The sequence below is a fragment of the Actinomadura napierensis genome, from assembly GCF_039529375.1.
Taxonomy (GTDB): domain Bacteria; phylum Actinomycetota; class Actinomycetes; order Streptosporangiales; family Streptosporangiaceae; genus Spirillospora; species Spirillospora napierensis.
Window position 1 is genome coordinate 38,568 of the sequence record NZ_BAAAMR010000051.1, and the last position, 17,402, is coordinate 55,969.

Consider the following 17,402-nt stretch of genomic DNA (forward strand, 5'->3'; position numbering starts at 1 on the left):
GAACAAGAGTTCGACCCGTGTCAAGTTACCGCAGGTCACGGTATGGATGTCCGGGACGGCCCGGGGCGGCGAAAAGCCTTGCCGGGTACGGCTTCGCGGCGCCCGGCGGGCAGAATGGGCGTTATGAGGGACGACGTGCGGACGGTGGAATGGGCCGGGGACGGGCTGCGGCTGCTGGATCAGACCGTGCTGCCCGGGCGCGTCGAGCACGTCGTGGTGCGGGACGCCGACGCGCTCGTGGACGCGATCCGGCGGCTGGTGGTGCGCGGCGCGCCCGCGCTCGGCGTGGCCGGCGCGTTCGGCGTCGCGATCGCGATGCTCCAGGCCGAGCGCGAGGGCTGGGACGACGCGGCGCGCGACGCGGCGATCGCCCGGGTCCGGGAGGCGCGGCCCACCGCGGTGAACCTCGCCGCCGGCGTCGACCGGGTCGTCCCGCTCGTCGGCAAGGGCGTGGACGCCGTCGTGGCCGAGGCGCAGGCGGTGCTGGACGAGGACGTCCGGGGCAACCGGGCGATCGGCGCGTCCGGCGCGGACTGGGTCACCGCCCGCACGCCGGACCGCCCGCTGCGGATCCTCACCCACTGCAACGCCGGCGCCCTCGCGACCGCCGGATGGGGGACGGCCCTCGGCGTCGTCCGCGAGCTGCACGACCGGGGCCGGGTGGAGAAGGTCTACGCCGACGAGACGCGCCCGCTGCTCCAGGGGGCGCGGCTCACGGCCTGGGAGCTGGTCAGGGCCGGGATCCCCTGCCTGGTGCAGGCGGACGGCGCCGCGCCGAGCACCGTCCTGCGCGGGCTGGTGGACGTCGCGGTCATCGGCGCCGACCGGATCGCCGCCAACGGCGACACCGCCAACAAGATCGGCTCGGTCGGCGTGGCGCTGGCGTGCGCGGCGGCGGGCGTCCCGCTGGTGGTCGCCGCGCCGTGGAGCACCGTGGACCTCGCGCTCGCGTCCGGCGACCTGATCCCGATCGAGGAACGGGACCCCGGCGAGGTGCTGGCCTGGGGCGGGACGCCGACGGCGCCCGACGGCGCCGGAGGCTTCAACCCCGCGTTCGACGTCACCCCGGCCCGCCTGGTGACCGCGCTGGTCACCGAGACCGGCGTGCTGGAGGTGGCGAAGGGCGAGACGCCCGGCCGGGCCGCGCGGACCTGACGCCCGCGCGGCCCGGACCTCATCGGTCGTCTTCGGGGGTGAGGGTGCGGGTGGCCGCGCGGAGGGAGGCGTACAGGCGCGCCTCGTAGGCCTTCGCGGTCGCCGGGTCGTTCTGCAGGAACAGGGCGTCGTTCAAGCCCGGGAGCCGCTGCGTGGCGTAGCCGGTGTCCATGCCGGGGGCGTAGATCTGGTGCCGGTACCAGGGACGTCCCGGCAGTCCCGCCTGGGTGAGCAGGTCGCGCTCGTCCTGCATGAGCTTGGCGTTCAGCTGCCGGAACTCCGCCGTGTCGCCCTTGCGGAGGGCCTGCTCGGCGCGCGCCTGCAGGGCGTCGGCGGCCTTCTGCCACGCCTTGGCCTGGTCGATGTCGCGGGAGACGTCCACGACCACCTTGCCGAGCCGCTTGCGCTGCTGGTCGGTGAACGCGGTCAGGTATTGCGCGGTCTCGGCGGCGTACGGGGAGTACCGCATGGCGACGACGTCCGCGTCGGCCAGCCGCAGCGTCGCGATGCCGACGAGCCGCGACATCGCCGCGTGGTACTCCCACGTCGGGTCGCCGAAGTGCGACATCCAGTAGAAGTCGTCGCACGAGCAGTGGTAGTTGCCCGACGAACCCGTCGACGAGGAGCCGAGGTTCATCGCGGGCACGCCGTAGCGCTGGAAGAACGCCTGGAAGTCCGAGCCGCCCCCGATGCGGTCGATCGGCGTCTTGCCGCCGTTCTGCGCCTTCCACGCGTCGTAGGCAGTCCCGCCCGTGCCGGGCCAGGCCACTTCCTTGGCGGCGTCGATGACGGACTGGTCCAGCGCGGGCGTCGCCGCGGCGCCGAACTGGGAGCCGCCCGCGCCGTCCATGTTCACGTACGCGACGGCGTTGCGGAGCCGCTCGGCCTGCTGCTCGGCGTACTCGGTGGAGCCGAACAGCCCGTACTCCTCACCGTCCCAGGTGGCGAGCACGACCGTCCGCTTCGGCCGCCAGCCCTGCTTGAGCAGCGTGCCGAGGGCCCGGCCGATCTGCAGGACGTTCTCCGTGCCGGACAGGTTGTCGTCGCTGCCGTACACCCACGCGTCGTGGTGCCCGCCGAGCACGACCTCCTGGTCGGGGCGCTCGCTGCCCGGGATCTTCACGGTGACGTCCCAGAGCTTGCGGACCTGGAAGGTGTTCTCCACGTCCAGGTGCGCCTGCGTGCCGCCCGGGCCGATCCGGTAGGTGAACGGCAGGCCGCCCTGCCAGTCCTTCGGCGCCTCCGCGCCGGTCAGCGAGCGCAGCAGCGGCTCGGCGGCGCCGTAGGAGATCGGCAGCGTCGGGACGAGGCCCTTCAGCATCGGCGCCTCGGACGGCTTGAGCCGGCGGGCGTCCGGCGAGTCGTCCGACCAGCCGGGGGTCAGCGGGTCGCCGGACGCGAGCTGGATCTGCGCGACGCTGCCGCGCTGGATGCCGTCGGGTGCGCGCCACGGCCCGTCCGGGTACACCGCGCCCTTGGTGAAGCCGTCGTCGGCCGGGTCGGAGTAGATGAGCACGCCCTTGGCGCCGCGCTTGGCGGCCTCCCGCGGCTTGATGCCGCGGAACACCTGCCCGTAGCGGACGAGGACGATCTTGTCCTTGACCGAGACGCCGGCCTTGTCGAGCTGCTCGAAGTCCTGCGGGCGGCCGTAGTTGGCGTAGACGACCTGGCCCCGTACGTTCCCGGACGGTGACAGCCCGTTGTGCGCCGGGATGACCTCGTCCCAGTGCTGCTGCCACGGACGCCGCTTCTCCTTGACCGGCAGCGCCGCGCGGCGCGGCGCCGTCATCTGGAGGCTGACCTTCTTCGGCAGCGACGTGTAGGCGTAGTAGGTCTTGACCTCGGGTTCCAGGCCGTACGACCGGAACTGCCGGACGATCCGCTCGACGCGGTGCCGGTCGCCGGTCGTCGTGGTGACGGCGGGCTCGCTCGACAGTTCGGCGTCGAGCGCCCGCGCCTTCCCGGCCGAGGGGATCGCGCTGAACAGCTTCTCGTACTGGCGCTGCCAGCGGGAGTCCTGCGCGGTGAAGCCGGCGATTGGATCGTTCCCGGCGGCGGGCTGCGCGGTGGCGGGGGTGGCGGTGAGGGCGGTGGCTGCGAGTGTGGTGGCGGCGGCGCTCAGGGCCGCCAGGGCCGGGGTTCGGGAGCGGAACACCAGCGTTACCTCCCAGTACGTGCGGTACGGGTGCGCCCGGAACGTACGTCGCGATCAACGGAAGATCCAGAACCCCTGCCGGATCCGGCCACGCCCCCGGCCGTCATGATCATTCCCCGACCGCGATGATCTGCATGTTCCGTTTTCGATCAAGAAAACCGGATCGGTCCCGCCCCGCCGATCCGACATCATGATGTTTGCGACTTTTCGCCTCCGGATCCGTCGCCCGCCGGCGCCCTGTCAAGAAGGGGAGCTCAGTGCGCCCCCTCGCCAGAGCCGACGCCGTACCTGGGACGTCATCGACGCGCAGATCGCGGATCGCCTCCCGCCAGGGCGGGTGTTCGGCCTGTGAGCTTGCCGGAACGTTTGAGCGCGGACGTTCCGGAGCGGGTGCGCGGATGGGCTCTCATGGGCCGTTCGCTCAGCGGCTTTGGCGGTACGTGCGGTATCCGCCGGCGAGGGTGTCCAGGGGGAGTGGCGGCCAGAGCGTCAGCATTCCGCAGCGGCGGTCGATCACGGCGAGCTGTGCTGTCTCGTCGGCGTCGCGAGTGACCCGCCAGGCGGCGAACCCGTCGGGGAACTCCGCGATCCCGACGGGTGCGGGGTCGGCCTCCCGGTTGAACCAGGAGTCGGCGCGGCGCCACGCCTCGGCCCGGTCGATCGTCGCCGGGCGGATGGCGTAGGCGGCGAGGACGTCCGCGACGCCGTGCTGATCACGCTGGTGTAGCCGGTTGTTCTGGTGCCGGTGAAGTCGATGGTGTCGAAGCCATCGATGTCGGTGTCGGTACCGGTGGTGTGGGCGGTGGTGGTGTTGCAAGCCTTGGTCGGGGTCATGTGGTTGGCGATGTTGTAGGTCGTCTGGCTCACGGCCGGGCAGGAGGTTTGATTGCCCGCGACTTCCCGGCGCCGCCATAACCCTGGTGTCTGTCCAGCTAGCGCTAGCGGCCGATGTGCCTTCGGCGTCTTCGCGATGTCGATGAGTTCACCTACTTGTTGATTAATCCGTCTTGTGTGGGTAAAAAAGTCAACAACATTTTCCTTCGCCCTCGGGAGCTTGATCGATGGAGAAGCAGGCGACCCCACTTCAGTTACGTTTCCGAAAGGTTCATCTGATCGCCTCCATGGCAATCGGATGTCCCATATCGATTCTGCTCATCGTCCTCGGAGTGGTCGACATCGAGCATCATCAACAGCGCGGATGGAAGCTCCTTGCAATAGGAGCCGCCATGGCCTTGGTGTTTCTAGTCGGCTTCCCTATCGCGCTTCGGAGAATTCGTCAATGGTCGCGGAGTGAGCACAGGCCTTAGGATCACTTCCGGTACGTAGGGCATGCCCCCCGGAAAATGGCATGCCCTACGTCCAGAAATTCTTGTGTTGCTAGTCGCTCATGACAGCACTACCGGCTTCGGATCCCAGGGCCATGCAGCCGACCTCTCCGATCGCGAGGGACGCGCCTGCGGTTTCCGGCGCTGCCAGCCCGAGTGCGAAATTGCATGCCGTGTCGACTCCAATGTCTGTCAGAGTCCCCAACGCAGCGGTGCCGATGTCCCCCGCTTCCACTGCCTCTGCAGCGCCGGTGCCGCCGAAGAAGGCATCGAATCCCTCGGTAATCCAGCTTTGGCCGGCGGGGTCGGTGTAGTTGGTGGGGTTGTCGGCGGCGTAGGTGTAACGGTTGCCGGCCTTCGGGTCGGCGAGTTCGGTGATGGTGTCTTGCTGGGTGAAACTCCCCTGCCCGGGGGCATAGTAGCGGTGGGAGAGGTAGAGACTGGTGGTGGCGGGATCGGACAGGGCACCGGTGTAGCCCAGCAGGTTCTTGTCGCCGACGGCTTTGCCGGATTGCTCGCCGTAGGGGGTGTAGGTGTAGCCGGTGGCTTTAGCGCCCGCGATGTTGACGGTGGCGACGATGCTGCCGAGTCCGTCGGTGGCGTAGGCGGTGTCGGTACCGCCCACGTTGGCAGCCAGAGGAATGCCGGAATCGTCGCGCTCGATGTAGGTCGTGGCGCCGCCGGTGGTGTAGGCGACGGGGGTGGTGGCTGTGCCGTAAACGATGCTGGTGGTGCCGGTCTTGACGAGTTCGGTTTGGTCGGGGCCGGCGTAGGTATGGCCGGTGGTGGTGTTGCCGACCTTGGTCTGGGTCATTTGGTTGGCGGCGTTGTAGGTCATCTGGGTCACGGTCGGGGAGGAGGTCTGGTTGCCTGCGGCGTCATAGCCGTACCCCGATGAGGTGATCTGATTCGCCGAATTGAAGGTCAGCGTCTGGGTGTGGTGCCGTCGACGGTCTGGCTGGTGCGGTTGCCGTCATCGTCGTAGGCGTAGCCGTAGTCGTGGCCGTTGACGCCGGTGGCCTTGGTGAGCCGGTTGCCCTTGTCGTAGGTGTAGACGCTGGTTTTGTTCACGGCGTTGTCGGTGGACCATTGCCGCAGTCCGGTGTCGTCACCGGTAGCAGTGGAGCAGCCTTGGCCGTCGACGTGCTTGGCGTAGCAGTAGGACAGGTCGGAGATGGTCGGGTTGCTGGTGGAGTTGCCGGTGGTTTTGACGCGGGTGACGCGGTTGGATTTGTCGTAGCTGGTGACCGTGTGCATCGACCAGGCGACGGGGCCGCTGGTGTAGTTGAAGTAGGTGTCGGTGCGGTTGCCGTCGTCGTCGTACTTGAAGAGCCACTGCGTGCCGGTGCCGTCGGTCATCGAGGCCAGCAGGTTGCGGGTGTTGTGGACGTAGTGGTCGGTGCCGCGCGCGTCGAGCTGGTTGAGCAGGTTCCCGGCGGCGTCGTACTGCCAGTCGATCTCCCCGCCGCCCGAGGTCGACTGCCGAGCCGCGGTCAGGTTGCGGCTGGTGTAGCCCCAGGTGGTGGTACCGGTGGCGTCGGTGCGGGTGGAGACGTTCCCGGCCTTGTCGTAGGTGTAGGCAACCGTCGGGGTGCCGTCGGAGTAGCTGATGGCCAACACCCGGTCATCGTCGTCGTAGGTGTAGCTGGTCTTTTTTCCGCTGCCGTCGGTGGCGGTGGCGAGTCGGCCGTAGCCGTCGTAGGTGACGGTCTTCTTCTTCAGGGTGTTGCCGGATGGCGGGGTGACCGAAGCGAGTTGATGGTTGCCGTCGTAGGTGTAGGTGGTGGAGTTGGACCCGTTGGCGGGGTCGGTGGAGTCCTTGACGGTGCCGTGGTCGTTGTAGGACACCTTGGCTTCGGCGGCCAGGGCGTTCTTCGACGAGGTCTGGTTGCCGGCGCCGTTGTAGGTGTAGGTGGAGGAGTCGCCCTGGGTGTCGGTGCCGGCCGACGGCTGGTAGGCCGCGGTCGGGTTCTGGCTGGTGGGGGAGTTGCCGTAGGTCAGCGACGCCGAGGCACCGGTCGGGGAGGCGGACTTGGTCAGCGATTCGCCGTTGTTGGCGCCGAAGGTGTTCTGGGTGAGGCCGCCGTTGCCATTGTCGTAGGAGGCGATGTCGCTGAAGGGGGGTGTAGGTCTTGGAGCGAGTGTTGCCGGCCGGGTCGACGGTCTTGGTGACCCGGGCGTTGGTGTTGATGGTGTAGCTGGTGTGCGGAACGTCGGCGACCGCCTTGGACTGGTCGGTGTTGGGATCGGCGACCTGGGTCTGGGTGCCCGACGGGTAGGCCAGCCGGGTCACCTGCGAGGCGGAGTCGCCGCCCTGGGTGACGGCCAGGACCCGGTGGTTTCCGTCGTAGTCCAGGGTGGTGGTCTTGCCCTTGCCGTTGGTGATCGACGACAGGTTCCCGGAGCTGTCGTAGCCGAACTTGGTCACCTCGCCAGCGGCCTGTTGGATCTGGATCAGCCGGTGGCTGCTGGTGTCGTAGGTGTAGACGACGATGCGCTGACCACCGTTGCCGTCGTCCTCGGTGTAGTTGGTGATCTGGTCCCCGTCGTACATGCCGACCTTGATCTGCCGGCCGGTCGACTCGCCCTTGGGCTTGTAGGTGATCGCCGAGACGTGCCCGCCGGAGTAGCTGAAGTCGGCGGTGTTGCCATTGCGGTCCACCACCTTGGAGGGCAGGCCGGAGGAGTCGAAGTAGCTCTGCTGGCCTGAGCCGTGGTCGAGGTACTTCCAGCCGCCGCCGGACTGGCTGGTCAGGTCGCCCTTGAACTCCTTGGGCGTGCTGTAGCCCGAGCCGGACGGGGTGAACACCCCGGAGACCCCGTCGGGGCCGGCGTAGGTGAGCGAGTTGTCGCTGTTCTTGTACAGCCGCACGTCCTCGCCCAGCCTGGTCCGCCAGCCTGGTGAGATGACGCCGGTGGGGACGTCGGCGGCGTGCAGCAGACTGTTGTAGACCGCGCCGACGGTGACGTTCCCGCCGATCCCGGGCAGCGACATGTCGGTGGAGCGGACCATCGCGTCACCGGACCCGACGTTCACCTTCAATTGCAGGTAGTCGGCCAGGCCGAACGACAAGAATGTGCCGTTGCGGACCGGGCCGATCCCGACCGGCACCGACGCCGCAGCAGCGGCCTTCGGGGCCGCGCTCCCGGAGCCTGCCGCCGGTGCGGACGATGCGGAGCCACTGGGAGTGGGCTGCCCGGCGTTGCTGGAGCCTGTCTTGGCCGGGGCGTAGGTGGGGATGCGGGTGCGGGTCGGGTCGCCGACGGTGCTCGGGGACACCAGGCGTACCGGCCCCGCGCTTGGACGGCCCGAGCTTGGGGCTGGCCGCGTGCGGCGACCCGATCTCCGGATACAGATGCTGGAACTGGAACGGCGCGACCTCGGGGCGCGGCTTGGCGTCCGCGGCACCGGGCATCGCCACCAGACCGGCGGCGGCCAGGACCGATGCGGCGAAACATGCCACAACACGTCGTGACACTGAAACTCCTTTTTGGGCATGGGGATAACACGCCATTGAACGGTTGCTTCCGTAGCTGTGGTTCGTCCCTTCTATGAGCTTGTCCCGGGCACACGAAAGACCGTCGGGGTTATTGCGCTGATGAATGAGGCGCCCCTTGTTCCCGGGGGGAGGGAGGGCGTTAACGGCGGGATCGGATGATGGCGGCGCAGTCTTCAAAGGCCCGCACGGCGGCGCCGTCGGGCAACGCGCCTACCGGCACTCGCGGCAGCGGAAACCGCTTAAGGCACACCACACATGCCTGGCCAAGACGCTGGGGAGCTGTCAGATGCGCCAGTCGACGATCACCGGATCGAGGCGCTTCAAGGACTGGATCGGCCTGGCGCGCCTACGGTGATGGCGAGCATTTCCCTGTCTCCTGTTCTGCGGGGTGCAGTCAGTAGTTGCCAAATGGCAAGGGAGCAACAACAGAGATCGTCCTCCCCAGTCAGAGTCCAGTAAAGAGTCGTTTCGGTCACCGGACGCTACAGAGAGTCAATGTAAGTGGTGTAGGTGTCGAAATGTCATTGGGGCGTACGCAAATGTCGCTGTTCACAGCGTCGCGTAAAGGGGGGAAGCGGGGAGGGCGGTTCGGGCTGATCAAGGAAACGGGACGGGACGGTCCTGGCGATCCGACATCATGATGTTCGTGACGGCCCACCCCTCGAACCGAGCGCAGTCTCCGCCTCCGCGGCCCGTGGTGCTGGAGGCCGTGCTGGAGCGGGTCACGTACGCCAACGAGGACACCGGCTACACCGTCGCCCGCGTCGCGACCGAGCGGACCGGCGGCGACCTGCTCACCGTCGTCGGCGCCCTGCTCGGCGCGCAGGTGGGGGAGAGCCTGAAGCTGACCGGGCGGTGGCGCTCGCACCCCAAGTACGGCAAGCAGTTCGAGGTCGACTCCTACACGACCGTGCTGCCGGCGACCATTCAGGGCATCCGCCGCTACCTCGGCTCCGGCATGATCAAAGGGATCGGGCCGGTGATGGCGGACCGGATGGTCGGCCATTTCGGCACCGACATCCTGCGCGTCATCGAGGAGGAGCCGGAGCGGCTCGTCGAGGTCCCCGGGCTCGGCCCCAAGCGGACCAAGCGGATCGGCGAGGCGTGGGAGGAGCAGAAGGCCATCAAGGAGGTGATGGTCTTCCTGCAGGGCGTCGGCGTCTCGACGTCGCTGGCCGTGCGCATCTACAAGCAGTACGGTGACCGGTCGGTCGAGACCGTGCAGAAATCCCCGTACCGGTTGGCGGCGGACGTGTGGGGCATCGGCTTCAAGACGGCCGACACGATCGCGCAGGCCGTGGGGATTCCCCATGACAGCCCCGAGCGCATCAAGGCCGGGCTCCAGTACACGCTGTCGGAGGGCGCCGACGACGGGCACTGCTTCCTGCCCGAGCCGAACCTCGTCACCGCCGCGGAGAAGATCCTCGGCGTGCCGCGGGAGCTGATCATCCCGGCGCTGGACGAGCTGGCCCGCGACGAGGGCGTCGTCCGCGAGCCGATCCCCGGGCCGGGGGAGGACGCCGCGACGATCCCGGCCGTCTACCTCGTCCCGTTCCACCGGGCGGAGCGGTCGGTGGCGCGCGGCATGCGCGACCTCCTCGACGCCAAGGAGGACCGGCTCCAGGCGTTCGCGGACGTCGACTGGGACAAGGTGCTGCCCTGGCTGAAGCGTCGCACCGGCCAGGCCCTCGCGCCCGAGCAGGAGGAGGCCGTCAAGCTCGCGCTCACGTCCAAGGTCGCCGTGCTCACCGGCGGGCCCGGCTGCGGGAAGAGCTTCACCGTGCGGTCGGTGGTGGAGCTGGCCGCCGCGAAGAAGGCGAAGATCGTGCTGGTCGCGCCGACCGGGCGGGCCGCCAAGCGGCTCGCCGAGCTCACCGGGCACGAGGCCGCGACCGTCCACCGGCTGCTCCAACTGCAGCCTGGCGGCGACGCCAAGTACGACCAGGACAGCCCGCTCGACGCCGACCTCGTCGTGGTCGACGAGAGCTCCATGGTCGACCTGATCCTGATGAACAAGCTGGTCAAGGCGATCCCGCGCGGCGCGCACCTGCTGCTGGTCGGCGACGTCGACCAGCTCCCGTCCGTCGGCGCCGGCGAGGTGCTCGCCGACCTGCTCGGCGCCGAGGTGATCCCGCGCGTCCGGCTGACGAAGATCTTCCGGCAGGCGCAGCGGTCCGGGATCGTGGTGAACGCGCACCGCGTCAACACCGGCGAGCCCCCGCACACCCGCGGCTACCCCGACTTCTTCCTGTTCCCCTGCGAGGAGCAGGAGGAGGCCGCCGAGCTGACCGTCGACGTCATCGCCAACCGGATCCCGCGCAAGTTCGGCCTCGACCCGCGCCGGGACGTCCAGGTGCTCGCGCCGATGCACCGCGGCGTCGCCGGGGCGGGCGCCCTGAACGCGCAGCTCCAGGAGGCCCTCACCCCGCACCGCGACGACCGCCCCGAACGCCGCTACGGCGGGCGGGTGTTCCGCGTCGGCGACAAGGTCACCCAGCTGCGCAACAACTACGACAAGGGCGAGGCGGGCGTCTTCAACGGGACGGTCGGCGTCGTCAGCGCCGTGTCCCTGGAAGAGCAGTCGCTGACCGTCCTCACCGACGAGGACGAGAGCATCGACTACGCCTTCGACGAGCTGGACGAGCTGGCGCACGCCTACGCCATCACGATCCACCGGTCGCAGGGCAGCGAGTACCCGGCGGTCGTGATCCCGTTGACGACCGGCGCGTGGATGATGCTGCGCCGCAACCTGCTCTACACGGGGATCACCCGCGCGAAGAAGCTGGTCGTCCTGGTCGGGTCACGGCGGGCGCTCGCCGCCGCCGTCCGCACGGCGGGCGCGGGCCGCCGCCACACGGCCCTCGCCCACCGTCTCACTCACACGTAGCGGGCCAGCTCCCACGGGTCGTGCGCGGAGAACACCTCGACGCCGTTGCCCGGGTCGAGCGCCAGCTCCCGCAGCCGCGCGACACCGGCGAGCCGCTGCTCCCGATCGACCTCGCCGCCCGCCTGCACCAGCTCCATCAGCGGGTGCGTGACGGGCTCGGGCCGGTCCACCTCGCCGTGGTACATGTACGCGTCGCCGGCGTGCAGCAGCCAGCGGTCGCTGTCCCGCACCGCGACGCCCGCGTGGCCGGGCGTGTGCCCGTGCAGCGGGATCAGCAGGATGTCCTCGGCGACGCCGTCGAGGGCCTGGACGCCGTCGAAGCCGTTCCAGTGCTCGCCCGGCCCGCTCTCGTACGTCACCCACTTCGGACCGTGCGCCAGCTGCGCGGGGGTCTTGCCGCCGTCCGCCCGCTCCGCCTCGAACAGGTGCACCGCCGCGTCGGGGAAGTCGCTGAGCCCGCCCGCGTGGTCGCGGTGCAGGTGGGTGACCGCGATGTGCCGGACGTCCGCGGGGGAGAGACCGAGCGCCTCGATCTGCGCCACGGCCGTCGTGGCCGGGTCCAGCGCCGGCTGTGTTATCTCCACCCAGTCGTCCATCAGCCGCCCGGACGGGTCCGCGATGTCGCCGGCACCGATCCCGGCGTCCACCAGGACGAGCCCGGACGAGTCCGTCTCCACCACCAGGACGTGGCTGACGCCGTGGGCGGGTTTCAACGGGCCGTCCGCCCCGTCGGCCGGCTCGATCTCCCGCATCCGGGCGCAGTCGAGATGGTGCACGCGCATAAGAATCTCCCCGCTAAGAGGTGGCTTGCTCGATGAGGTCGCCGAGGTGCCCGGTGACCGTGCCGATCACGGCGACGTCCTTCTGGACCCGGGCGAGCATCACGGCGCCCTGCAGGGACGACAGGACCGTCGCGGCGAGCGGTTCGGCGCGGTCCTCCGGGACGCCCCAGCCGCGCAGCGCCAGCGCGATGCCCTGCCGCCACTCCCCGTAGACGGTGTCGCACGCGGAGCGGATCGGCTCGCTCTCGGCGGCGGACTCCAGGGCGACGGTCGCGACCGGGCACCCCTTCTCGAAGTCCGATTCGAGGAGGCTGCGGGCGAAGTACTCGCCCATCGCCGCCACGCCGGACCGTGCGTCCTCCGCGGCGAGCACCGACTCCGTGAGGGAGTCGCCGACCTCCCGGCCCGCCAGCGCGACCGACTCCGACGCCAGCTGCTCCTTGCCCTCCGGGAAGTGGAAGTACAGCGAGCCCTTCGGGGCCCGGCTCTCCGCCAGCACCTGGTTCAGCCCGGTGCCGTGGTAGCCCTGCCGTTGGAACAGCTCCGCCGCCGTCCGCAGGACCCGTTCTCTCGTCTCGCCCCGTGGTGCCATGCCGCCACTCTAGACCGACCGGTCTAGCAACTGCAAGTAGACCGGTCACCCTATTTCTGCGAAGGGGTAGTGCCGCGCGGCGGGTCAGCGGTAGAAGTCGTCGGAGTCGCGGGTGGTGCGCTCGGCCGCCGCGGCGGCGGACGCCGCGGCCCGGCGCAGCTGGTGCCCCGCCTGCTGGACGACCCGGATCGGCCGCTCCGGCAGGTGCCGGGTCGCGCCGCGGTGCCGCCGCCAGTGCTCGCGGGCGCGGGCCCGGTGCTCGACCCGCAGGTTCTCGATCAGCCGGTCGATGTCCATGGACACCTCGCCGTACAGCGGCCACAGGTCGCCGGCCGCGGCCCGCTCGTGCAGGCTGCGGGTGAGCCGGGCGCGCCGCTCGCGGGCGATGTCCACCCGCACCTCCAGCTCGTTCTCGGCCAGGTACGGGCGGGCGTCGCGGGCCAGGTCCGAGCGGGCCAGCCGGCCGTAGGCGGCGACGCTGGCGGCTATCCCGGCCAGCGCGTCGCCGAGCTGGCGGCGCAGCGTCGGGTCGGTCAGCAGCCGGCCGCGCGGGCCGAGCCGCTCGTCGTCGGCCAGCGACCGGGTCAGGCCGCGCAGCGACAGCGTGAAATGCTCCATCGTCTCGACGGCGTTGCGCAGCGCCACGCCCGCGTCGACGAGCCGCCGCGCCTGCGTGCGCGGGTTGAGCCGGACGCTCTCCTCCGCGTCCCGCAGGTCCTGGTCGGTGCGGCCGATCTCGCGGGCGAACCGCTCGGCCGCGTCCTGCCAGCCGGCCGCCTCGCCCTCGGCGGGGTCGCCCTGCAGCCCGTCGGCGATCTGCTGGATCAGCTCCCGGAGCTTCTCGGAGACCTCCTGGACGGCCTCCTCCGCGGGCCGCACCCGCACCGACGGCACCAGGAACGTGGCGATCAGGCCGGTGGCGGCGCCGACGAGGGTCTCCACCACCCGGTCGAGCGCGCCCGAGCCGGTGGCCGCGCCCAGCGCGAAGATCAGCATCGCGCTGATCGGCACCTCCAGCATCTGGTCGCCGAGCCGCAGCGCGTGCCCGATGACCAGCGCCGCGAGGATCGACAGGCCGAGGCTCCACCAGGAGAATCCCACCCCGTTGGAGAACAGCACCGCGACCATCACCCCGGAGGTGACCGCGCCGACCCGCAGCAGGCTGGACTTGATCGTCTCGTAGACGGAGTGCTGGACGACCAGCAGCGCGGTCAGCGGCGCCAGCAGCGGCGGCTGGTCGGTGGTCGACGGCACGTGCCGCGCGATCAGGAACGCGGCGACGGCGGTGATCGTCAGCCGGGCGATCCGGTACACCGACGACGGGGCCTCCGTCGCCACCTGGATCGGCGAGCGGACGGCGCGGCCGGTGCGGTCGAGGAAGCCGGGACGGCGGAAGAACGCTTGAGGCATCTGGGCACTGGTGGGTAGGAGTCTGCGGTACGGGAGTCGGCATGCCCTTTCGGGCACCCGATACTCAAGGTCAGACCCATCCGCTTCCTTCCCGGCGCGCGGTGAACCCCCGGCAAAACCGCTCGCCCTCCGCGCTCAGCCCCGCTTGCGGGCGCGGAAGGCCGCGACGTTCGTCCGGTTCGCGCACGCCTCCGAGCAGAACCGGCGCCGCCCCGCCCGGGACGTGTCGGCGTACACCCGGTCGCATCCCTCGGCGTCGCACACGCCCGTCCGGTCGATCCCGTGCTCGACGACCAGCTCCGCGAGGTGCATCAGCGTCGTCGCGCGGAACCGGACCGGCAGCCGCGACGAGGGCGGCGCATAGTGCATGTGGATGCCGTGCGGATCGTGCTCGGCCAGGTGCGGATGCAGCGGCAGCTCCAGCATCAGCCCGTTCAGCAGCCGCATCGCCTCGTCGAGGTCGGCGGCGTCGAAGAACCGGCGCAGCGTCCGCCCCCACCGGCGGAACTCCCCGGCGTCGCCCGGCTCGAACTCGTGCCAGAAGAACCCGTTCTCGCGCAGCAGCCCGCGCAGCGCGTCCGCGGAATCGTCGCCGTCGGCGCTGGTCACGGCGTTGACCAGGGCGACGGCCGCCGCCACTCCGTGGCTCTTGTACCCGGTTATCCGCATTGCCCCGGCTCCCGCTCCCATGCCATCCTGTAAATGGCATCCTAATTTTAACCCTTACAAGCTTCCCAGAGGACGCGCCGTGGAGGAATGCCCCCGCTGTGGCTGGCCCCGCTCCGAGCTCTACGAGGTCCTGTCCCGGCACCTCACCTCCGAGGGCGTGGTCACCTACACCCGCTGCGCCTGCGGTGAGCTGGAGGTGCGCGTCCAGCCGTTCGCGCCCGGCGCCGTCGTCGGCGCGGCGGACCCGCCCGAGCCCGGCCGCTAGTGCCGCCAGCGGGTCGCGGCGGCGATCTCCTGCGGGGTCGCGCCGTCGAACAGCGCGATCTCGCCGCGGCGGACGGCCGCGACGGTGTCGGTGACCGCCTCGCCCAGCGCGTCCCGCAGGACGGCGTCGTCCTCGAACACCGCGACCGCGTCCGCGAGCGAGGCCGGCAGCGGCCTGATGCCGCGCGCTGAGCGCTCGCCGTCGGTCAGCCCGGCCGGATCGACCTCGACCGGGTCCGGCAGCGTCAGCCCGGCCTCCAGCCCCGACCGTCCCGCCGCCAGCAGCGCCGCGAGCGCGAGGTAGGGGTTCGCGGCGCCGTCGAAGCACTTGACCTCCAGGTTCGCCGCGCGGTCCCGCTCGCCCTGCGCCCCGGTGACGAACCGGAGCGCCGTTTCCCGGTTCTCCAGCCCCCAGCACGCGAACGCGCCCGCCCAGTGGGACGGGACGAGCCGCAGGTAGCTGGCCACCGCCGGCGCCCCGATCGCCAGCAGCGCGGGCAGCCGGTCCAGGATCCCCGCCGCGAACGCCTGCCCCGCGTCCGTCATCGCGCAGGGGCCCGTGCCGCCCGCCATCGCGTTCGCCGGGCCGTCCCCGGTGTCCTCCCGCCACAGGCTCAGGTGGACGTGCCCGCCGTTGCCCACCGAGCCCGCCACGACCTTCGGGGAGAACGAGGCGTGCATGCCGTGCTCCAGCGTGACCGCCCGGATCGTCTCCCGGACCAGGACGGCGGTGTCGGCCGCGCCGACCGGGTCCTCGGCCGCCACCGACAGCTCGTACTGCCCGGCGGCGTACTCGGGGTGCAGCTGTTCGACCGAGACGCCCGTCCGGTCCAGCGCGGTGAGCAGCGCCCGCAGGTAGCCGGCCAGCTCGCTGACGCGCGTCATCCCGTACGCGGGGCCGTGGCAGGCGGGCGTGAACTCCTCCGCGGTGGCCGACACCGCCCACTCGATCTCGAGCGCCGTCTTCACCGTCCAGCCGGCGGCGGCGAGCCGGCCGGTCTCGCGGCGCAGCACCGCGCGGGCGTCGAGGGGGTGGACGGCGCCGTCCTGCGCGTACCGGTTCGCGGGGGCGTGCGCCCAGCCCGGCAGCGCCGCCAGCGGGACGAGCCGGTCCAGGTCGGGATGGAGCCGCAGGTCGCCGACCGGTCCGCCGATGTGCCGGCCGGACACGATCGAGTCGTCCAGCAGGAACACGTCGAACACCGGCGACATCCCGACGCCCCAGGTCGCCGCGTGCTCCAGCCGGCCGACCGGGACGGTCTTGGTGCGCGTGATGCCGCTGACGTCCACCCAGGTCAGTGCGACGGCGGCGACGTCCTCGCCGGCCAGCCGCCGGGCGGCCTCGGCCGCCCGCGCGCCGAGCCGGGCGCGCTCGTGCCCGTCGAGGGCGGTGTCGAAGGTCTGTTCCACGGTTCGGCTCCCGGTCGCAGGGCGGCGGACGCGGGCCTTCCGGCAGGGATGCCGCCCGCACAGGCATCGTAGGAAGAACGCTCCGTGATTTCAGGGACGCCGCCCGGTTTCCGGGGACGTATGAGGGGTGCTCGGATATCTGGAGTCGCTGCCCCTGATCGACCACCACTGCCACGGCGTCCACACCGAGGACCTCGATCGCGCGGAGTTCGAGGCGCTGCTCACCGAGGCGGAGACGGCCGGGCCTCCCGGGGCGAGCATGTTCGACACGCAGGTCGGGTTCGCGCTGCGGCGCTGGTGCGCGCCCGTCCTGGACCTGGACGCGCACGCCGAGCCCGACGCCTACCTCGCGCGCCGCGCCGAGCTGGGCGCGGCCGAGGTGAACCGCCGGTTCCTGGCCGCCGCCGGGCTGGACGCCCTCTGCGTCGACACCGGCTTCAACCCGCGCGCGATGCTGGACCCGCCCGCCCTCGGACGGCTCGCCGGGGCGCGGGCACACGAGATCGTCCGGCTGGAGACGGTCGCCGAGCAGGTCGCGGCGGACGGCGTGGACGCCCACGACTTCGCCGACGAGGTCCGGGCCCGCCTCGCCGCCTGCGCGCCGCGCGTGGCGGGCGCCAAGTCGATCGCCGCCTACCGCGCCGGGCTGGAGCTGTCGGGCGTGCGGCCGTCCGACGCGGAGGTGACGGGCGCGGCCGGGATCCTGCTGCGCCAGGAGGAGGCGCGGGTCTGCGACGAGATCCTGCACCGCTTCCTGATCTGGTGCGCGGTCGACCTCGACCTCCCCGTGCAGTTCCACGTCGGGTACGGCGACGTCGACGCCGACCTGCGCCGCGGCGACCCGCTGCTGCTCATCGAGCTGCTGCGGGCCATGGACCGGGCGGGCGTCCCGGCGCTGCTGCTGCACAACTACCCGTTCCACCGGAAGGCCGGGTACCTCGCCCAGGTGCTGTCGAACGTCCACGTCGACGTGGGCCTCGCCACCCACAACCTCGGGCACCGGGCGCCCGCGCTGATCGCCGAGCTGCTGGAGCTGGCGCCGTTCGGGAAGGTGCTGTACTCCTCCGACGCGTTCGGCCTGGCCGAGCTGTACCACCTGGGCGCGCTGCTGTTCCGGCGCGGCCTCGCGGGGTTCCTCGCGGGCGGCGTGGAGGACGGCGCCTGGACGTCCGCCGACGCCGAACGCGTCGCGGGGCTCGTCGCGTCCGGCACCGCCCGCCGCGTCTACCGCATCTGACCCGCCCACCGCATCT

The 17,402-nt window shown here is 71.0% G+C and carries 14 protein-coding genes; 4 read left to right on the forward strand and 10 right to left on the reverse strand.

Annotated elements, in window-relative coordinates; genetic code table 11:
• The first annotated feature begins 123 nt into the window (after positions 1–123).
• The gene (mtnA, locus tag ABD296_RS26215) at positions 124–1,155 is read left to right on the forward strand and encodes an S-methyl-5-thioribose-1-phosphate isomerase (RefSeq protein WP_344272363.1); all 1,032 of its coding nucleotides are present in this window, start codon (positions 124–126) and stop codon (positions 1,153–1,155) included.
• Positions 1,156–1,174: 19 nt separating this feature from the next.
• Here the strand turns inward: mtnA and ABD296_RS26220 are convergent, their stop codons facing one another.
• The 5 genes from ABD296_RS26220 to ABD296_RS26240 all read right to left on the reverse strand — a co-directional run bounded on the left by ABD296_RS26220 (position 1,175) and on the right by ABD296_RS26240 (position 7,915).
• Complete coding sequence (locus tag ABD296_RS26220; RefSeq protein ID WP_344272366.1) at positions 1,175–3,310, reverse strand: M28 family peptidase; 2,136 nt, start codon at positions 3,308–3,310, stop codon at positions 1,175–1,177.
• Between the two features lie 421 nt (positions 3,311–3,731).
• Positions 3,732–4,127 carry a hypothetical protein gene (locus ABD296_RS26225; RefSeq protein WP_344272369.1) on the reverse strand — a complete coding sequence of 132 codons (396 nt, stop codon included), beginning with the start codon at positions 4,125–4,127 and terminating at the stop codon, positions 3,732–3,734.
• Between the two features lie 560 nt (positions 4,128–4,687).
• Complete coding sequence (locus ABD296_RS26230; protein WP_344272372.1) at positions 4,688–5,473, reverse strand: RHS repeat-associated core domain-containing protein; 786 nt, start codon at positions 5,471–5,473, stop codon at positions 4,688–4,690.
• 86 nt (positions 5,474–5,559) lie between these two features.
• Positions 5,560–6,255 carry a hypothetical protein gene (locus ABD296_RS26235; RefSeq protein WP_344272375.1) on the reverse strand — a complete coding sequence of 232 codons (696 nt, stop codon included), beginning with the start codon at positions 6,253–6,255 and terminating at the stop codon, positions 5,560–5,562.
• Between the two features lie 4 nt (positions 6,256–6,259).
• Complete coding sequence (locus ABD296_RS26240) at positions 6,260–7,915, reverse strand: DUF6531 domain-containing protein (RefSeq protein ID WP_344272378.1); 1,656 nt, start codon at positions 7,913–7,915, stop codon at positions 6,260–6,262.
• A gap of 866 nt (positions 7,916–8,781) precedes the next feature.
• On the opposite strand from ABD296_RS26240, the gene recD2 reads away from it, so the two are divergent.
• Positions 8,782–11,022, forward strand: a complete 2,241-nt coding sequence (gene recD2 / locus ABD296_RS26245) for an SF1B family DNA helicase RecD2 (protein ID WP_344272382.1) — start codon at positions 8,782–8,784, stop codon at positions 11,020–11,022.
• Here the strand turns inward: recD2 and ABD296_RS26250 are convergent.
• The 4 genes from ABD296_RS26250 to ABD296_RS26265 all read right to left on the reverse strand — a co-directional run bounded on the left by ABD296_RS26250 (position 11,013) and on the right by ABD296_RS26265 (position 14,475).
• Positions 11,013–11,804: an MBL fold metallo-hydrolase gene (locus tag ABD296_RS26250; protein WP_344272385.1), complete on the reverse strand. Its 792-nt coding sequence runs from the start codon at positions 11,802–11,804 to the stop codon at positions 11,013–11,015. The genes recD2 and ABD296_RS26250 overlap by 10 nt on opposite strands.
• A 13-nt stretch (positions 11,805–11,817) precedes the next feature.
• Positions 11,818–12,396, reverse strand: a complete 579-nt coding sequence (locus ABD296_RS26255; protein ID WP_344272388.1) for a TetR/AcrR family transcriptional regulator — start codon at positions 12,394–12,396, stop codon at positions 11,818–11,820.
• A gap of 84 nt (positions 12,397–12,480) precedes the next feature.
• Positions 12,481–13,806 (reverse strand): FUSC family protein, encoded by a 1,326-nt coding sequence (locus ABD296_RS26260; RefSeq protein ID WP_344272390.1) that lies wholly within the window; start codon positions 13,804–13,806, stop codon positions 12,481–12,483.
• A gap of 135 nt (positions 13,807–13,941) precedes the next feature.
• Positions 13,942–14,475, reverse strand: a complete 534-nt coding sequence (locus ABD296_RS26265) for a CGNR zinc finger domain-containing protein (protein WP_344272392.1) — start codon at positions 14,473–14,475, stop codon at positions 13,942–13,944.
• A gap of 79 nt (positions 14,476–14,554) precedes the next feature.
• Here ABD296_RS26265 and ABD296_RS26270 point away from each other — a divergent pair, with 79 nt between their 5' ends.
• Positions 14,555–14,740, forward strand: coding sequence for a hypothetical protein (locus ABD296_RS26270; RefSeq protein ID WP_344272394.1), 186 nt, complete (start codon positions 14,555–14,557; stop codon positions 14,738–14,740).
• Here ABD296_RS26270 and ABD296_RS26275 read toward each other — a convergent pair.
• Positions 14,737–16,149, reverse strand: a complete 1,413-nt coding sequence (locus tag ABD296_RS26275; RefSeq protein ID WP_344272396.1) for a glutamine synthetase family protein — start codon at positions 16,147–16,149, stop codon at positions 14,737–14,739. The two genes, ABD296_RS26270 and ABD296_RS26275, sit on opposite strands and share 4 nt — an antisense overlap.
• A gap of 127 nt (positions 16,150–16,276) precedes the next feature.
• On the opposite strand from ABD296_RS26275, the gene ABD296_RS26280 reads away from it, so the two are divergent.
• The gene (locus ABD296_RS26280; protein ID WP_344272399.1) at positions 16,277–17,386 is read left to right on the forward strand and encodes an amidohydrolase family protein; all 1,110 of its coding nucleotides are present in this window, start codon (positions 16,277–16,279) and stop codon (positions 17,384–17,386) included.
• The last annotated feature ends 16 nt before the right edge of the window (positions 17,387–17,402 follow it).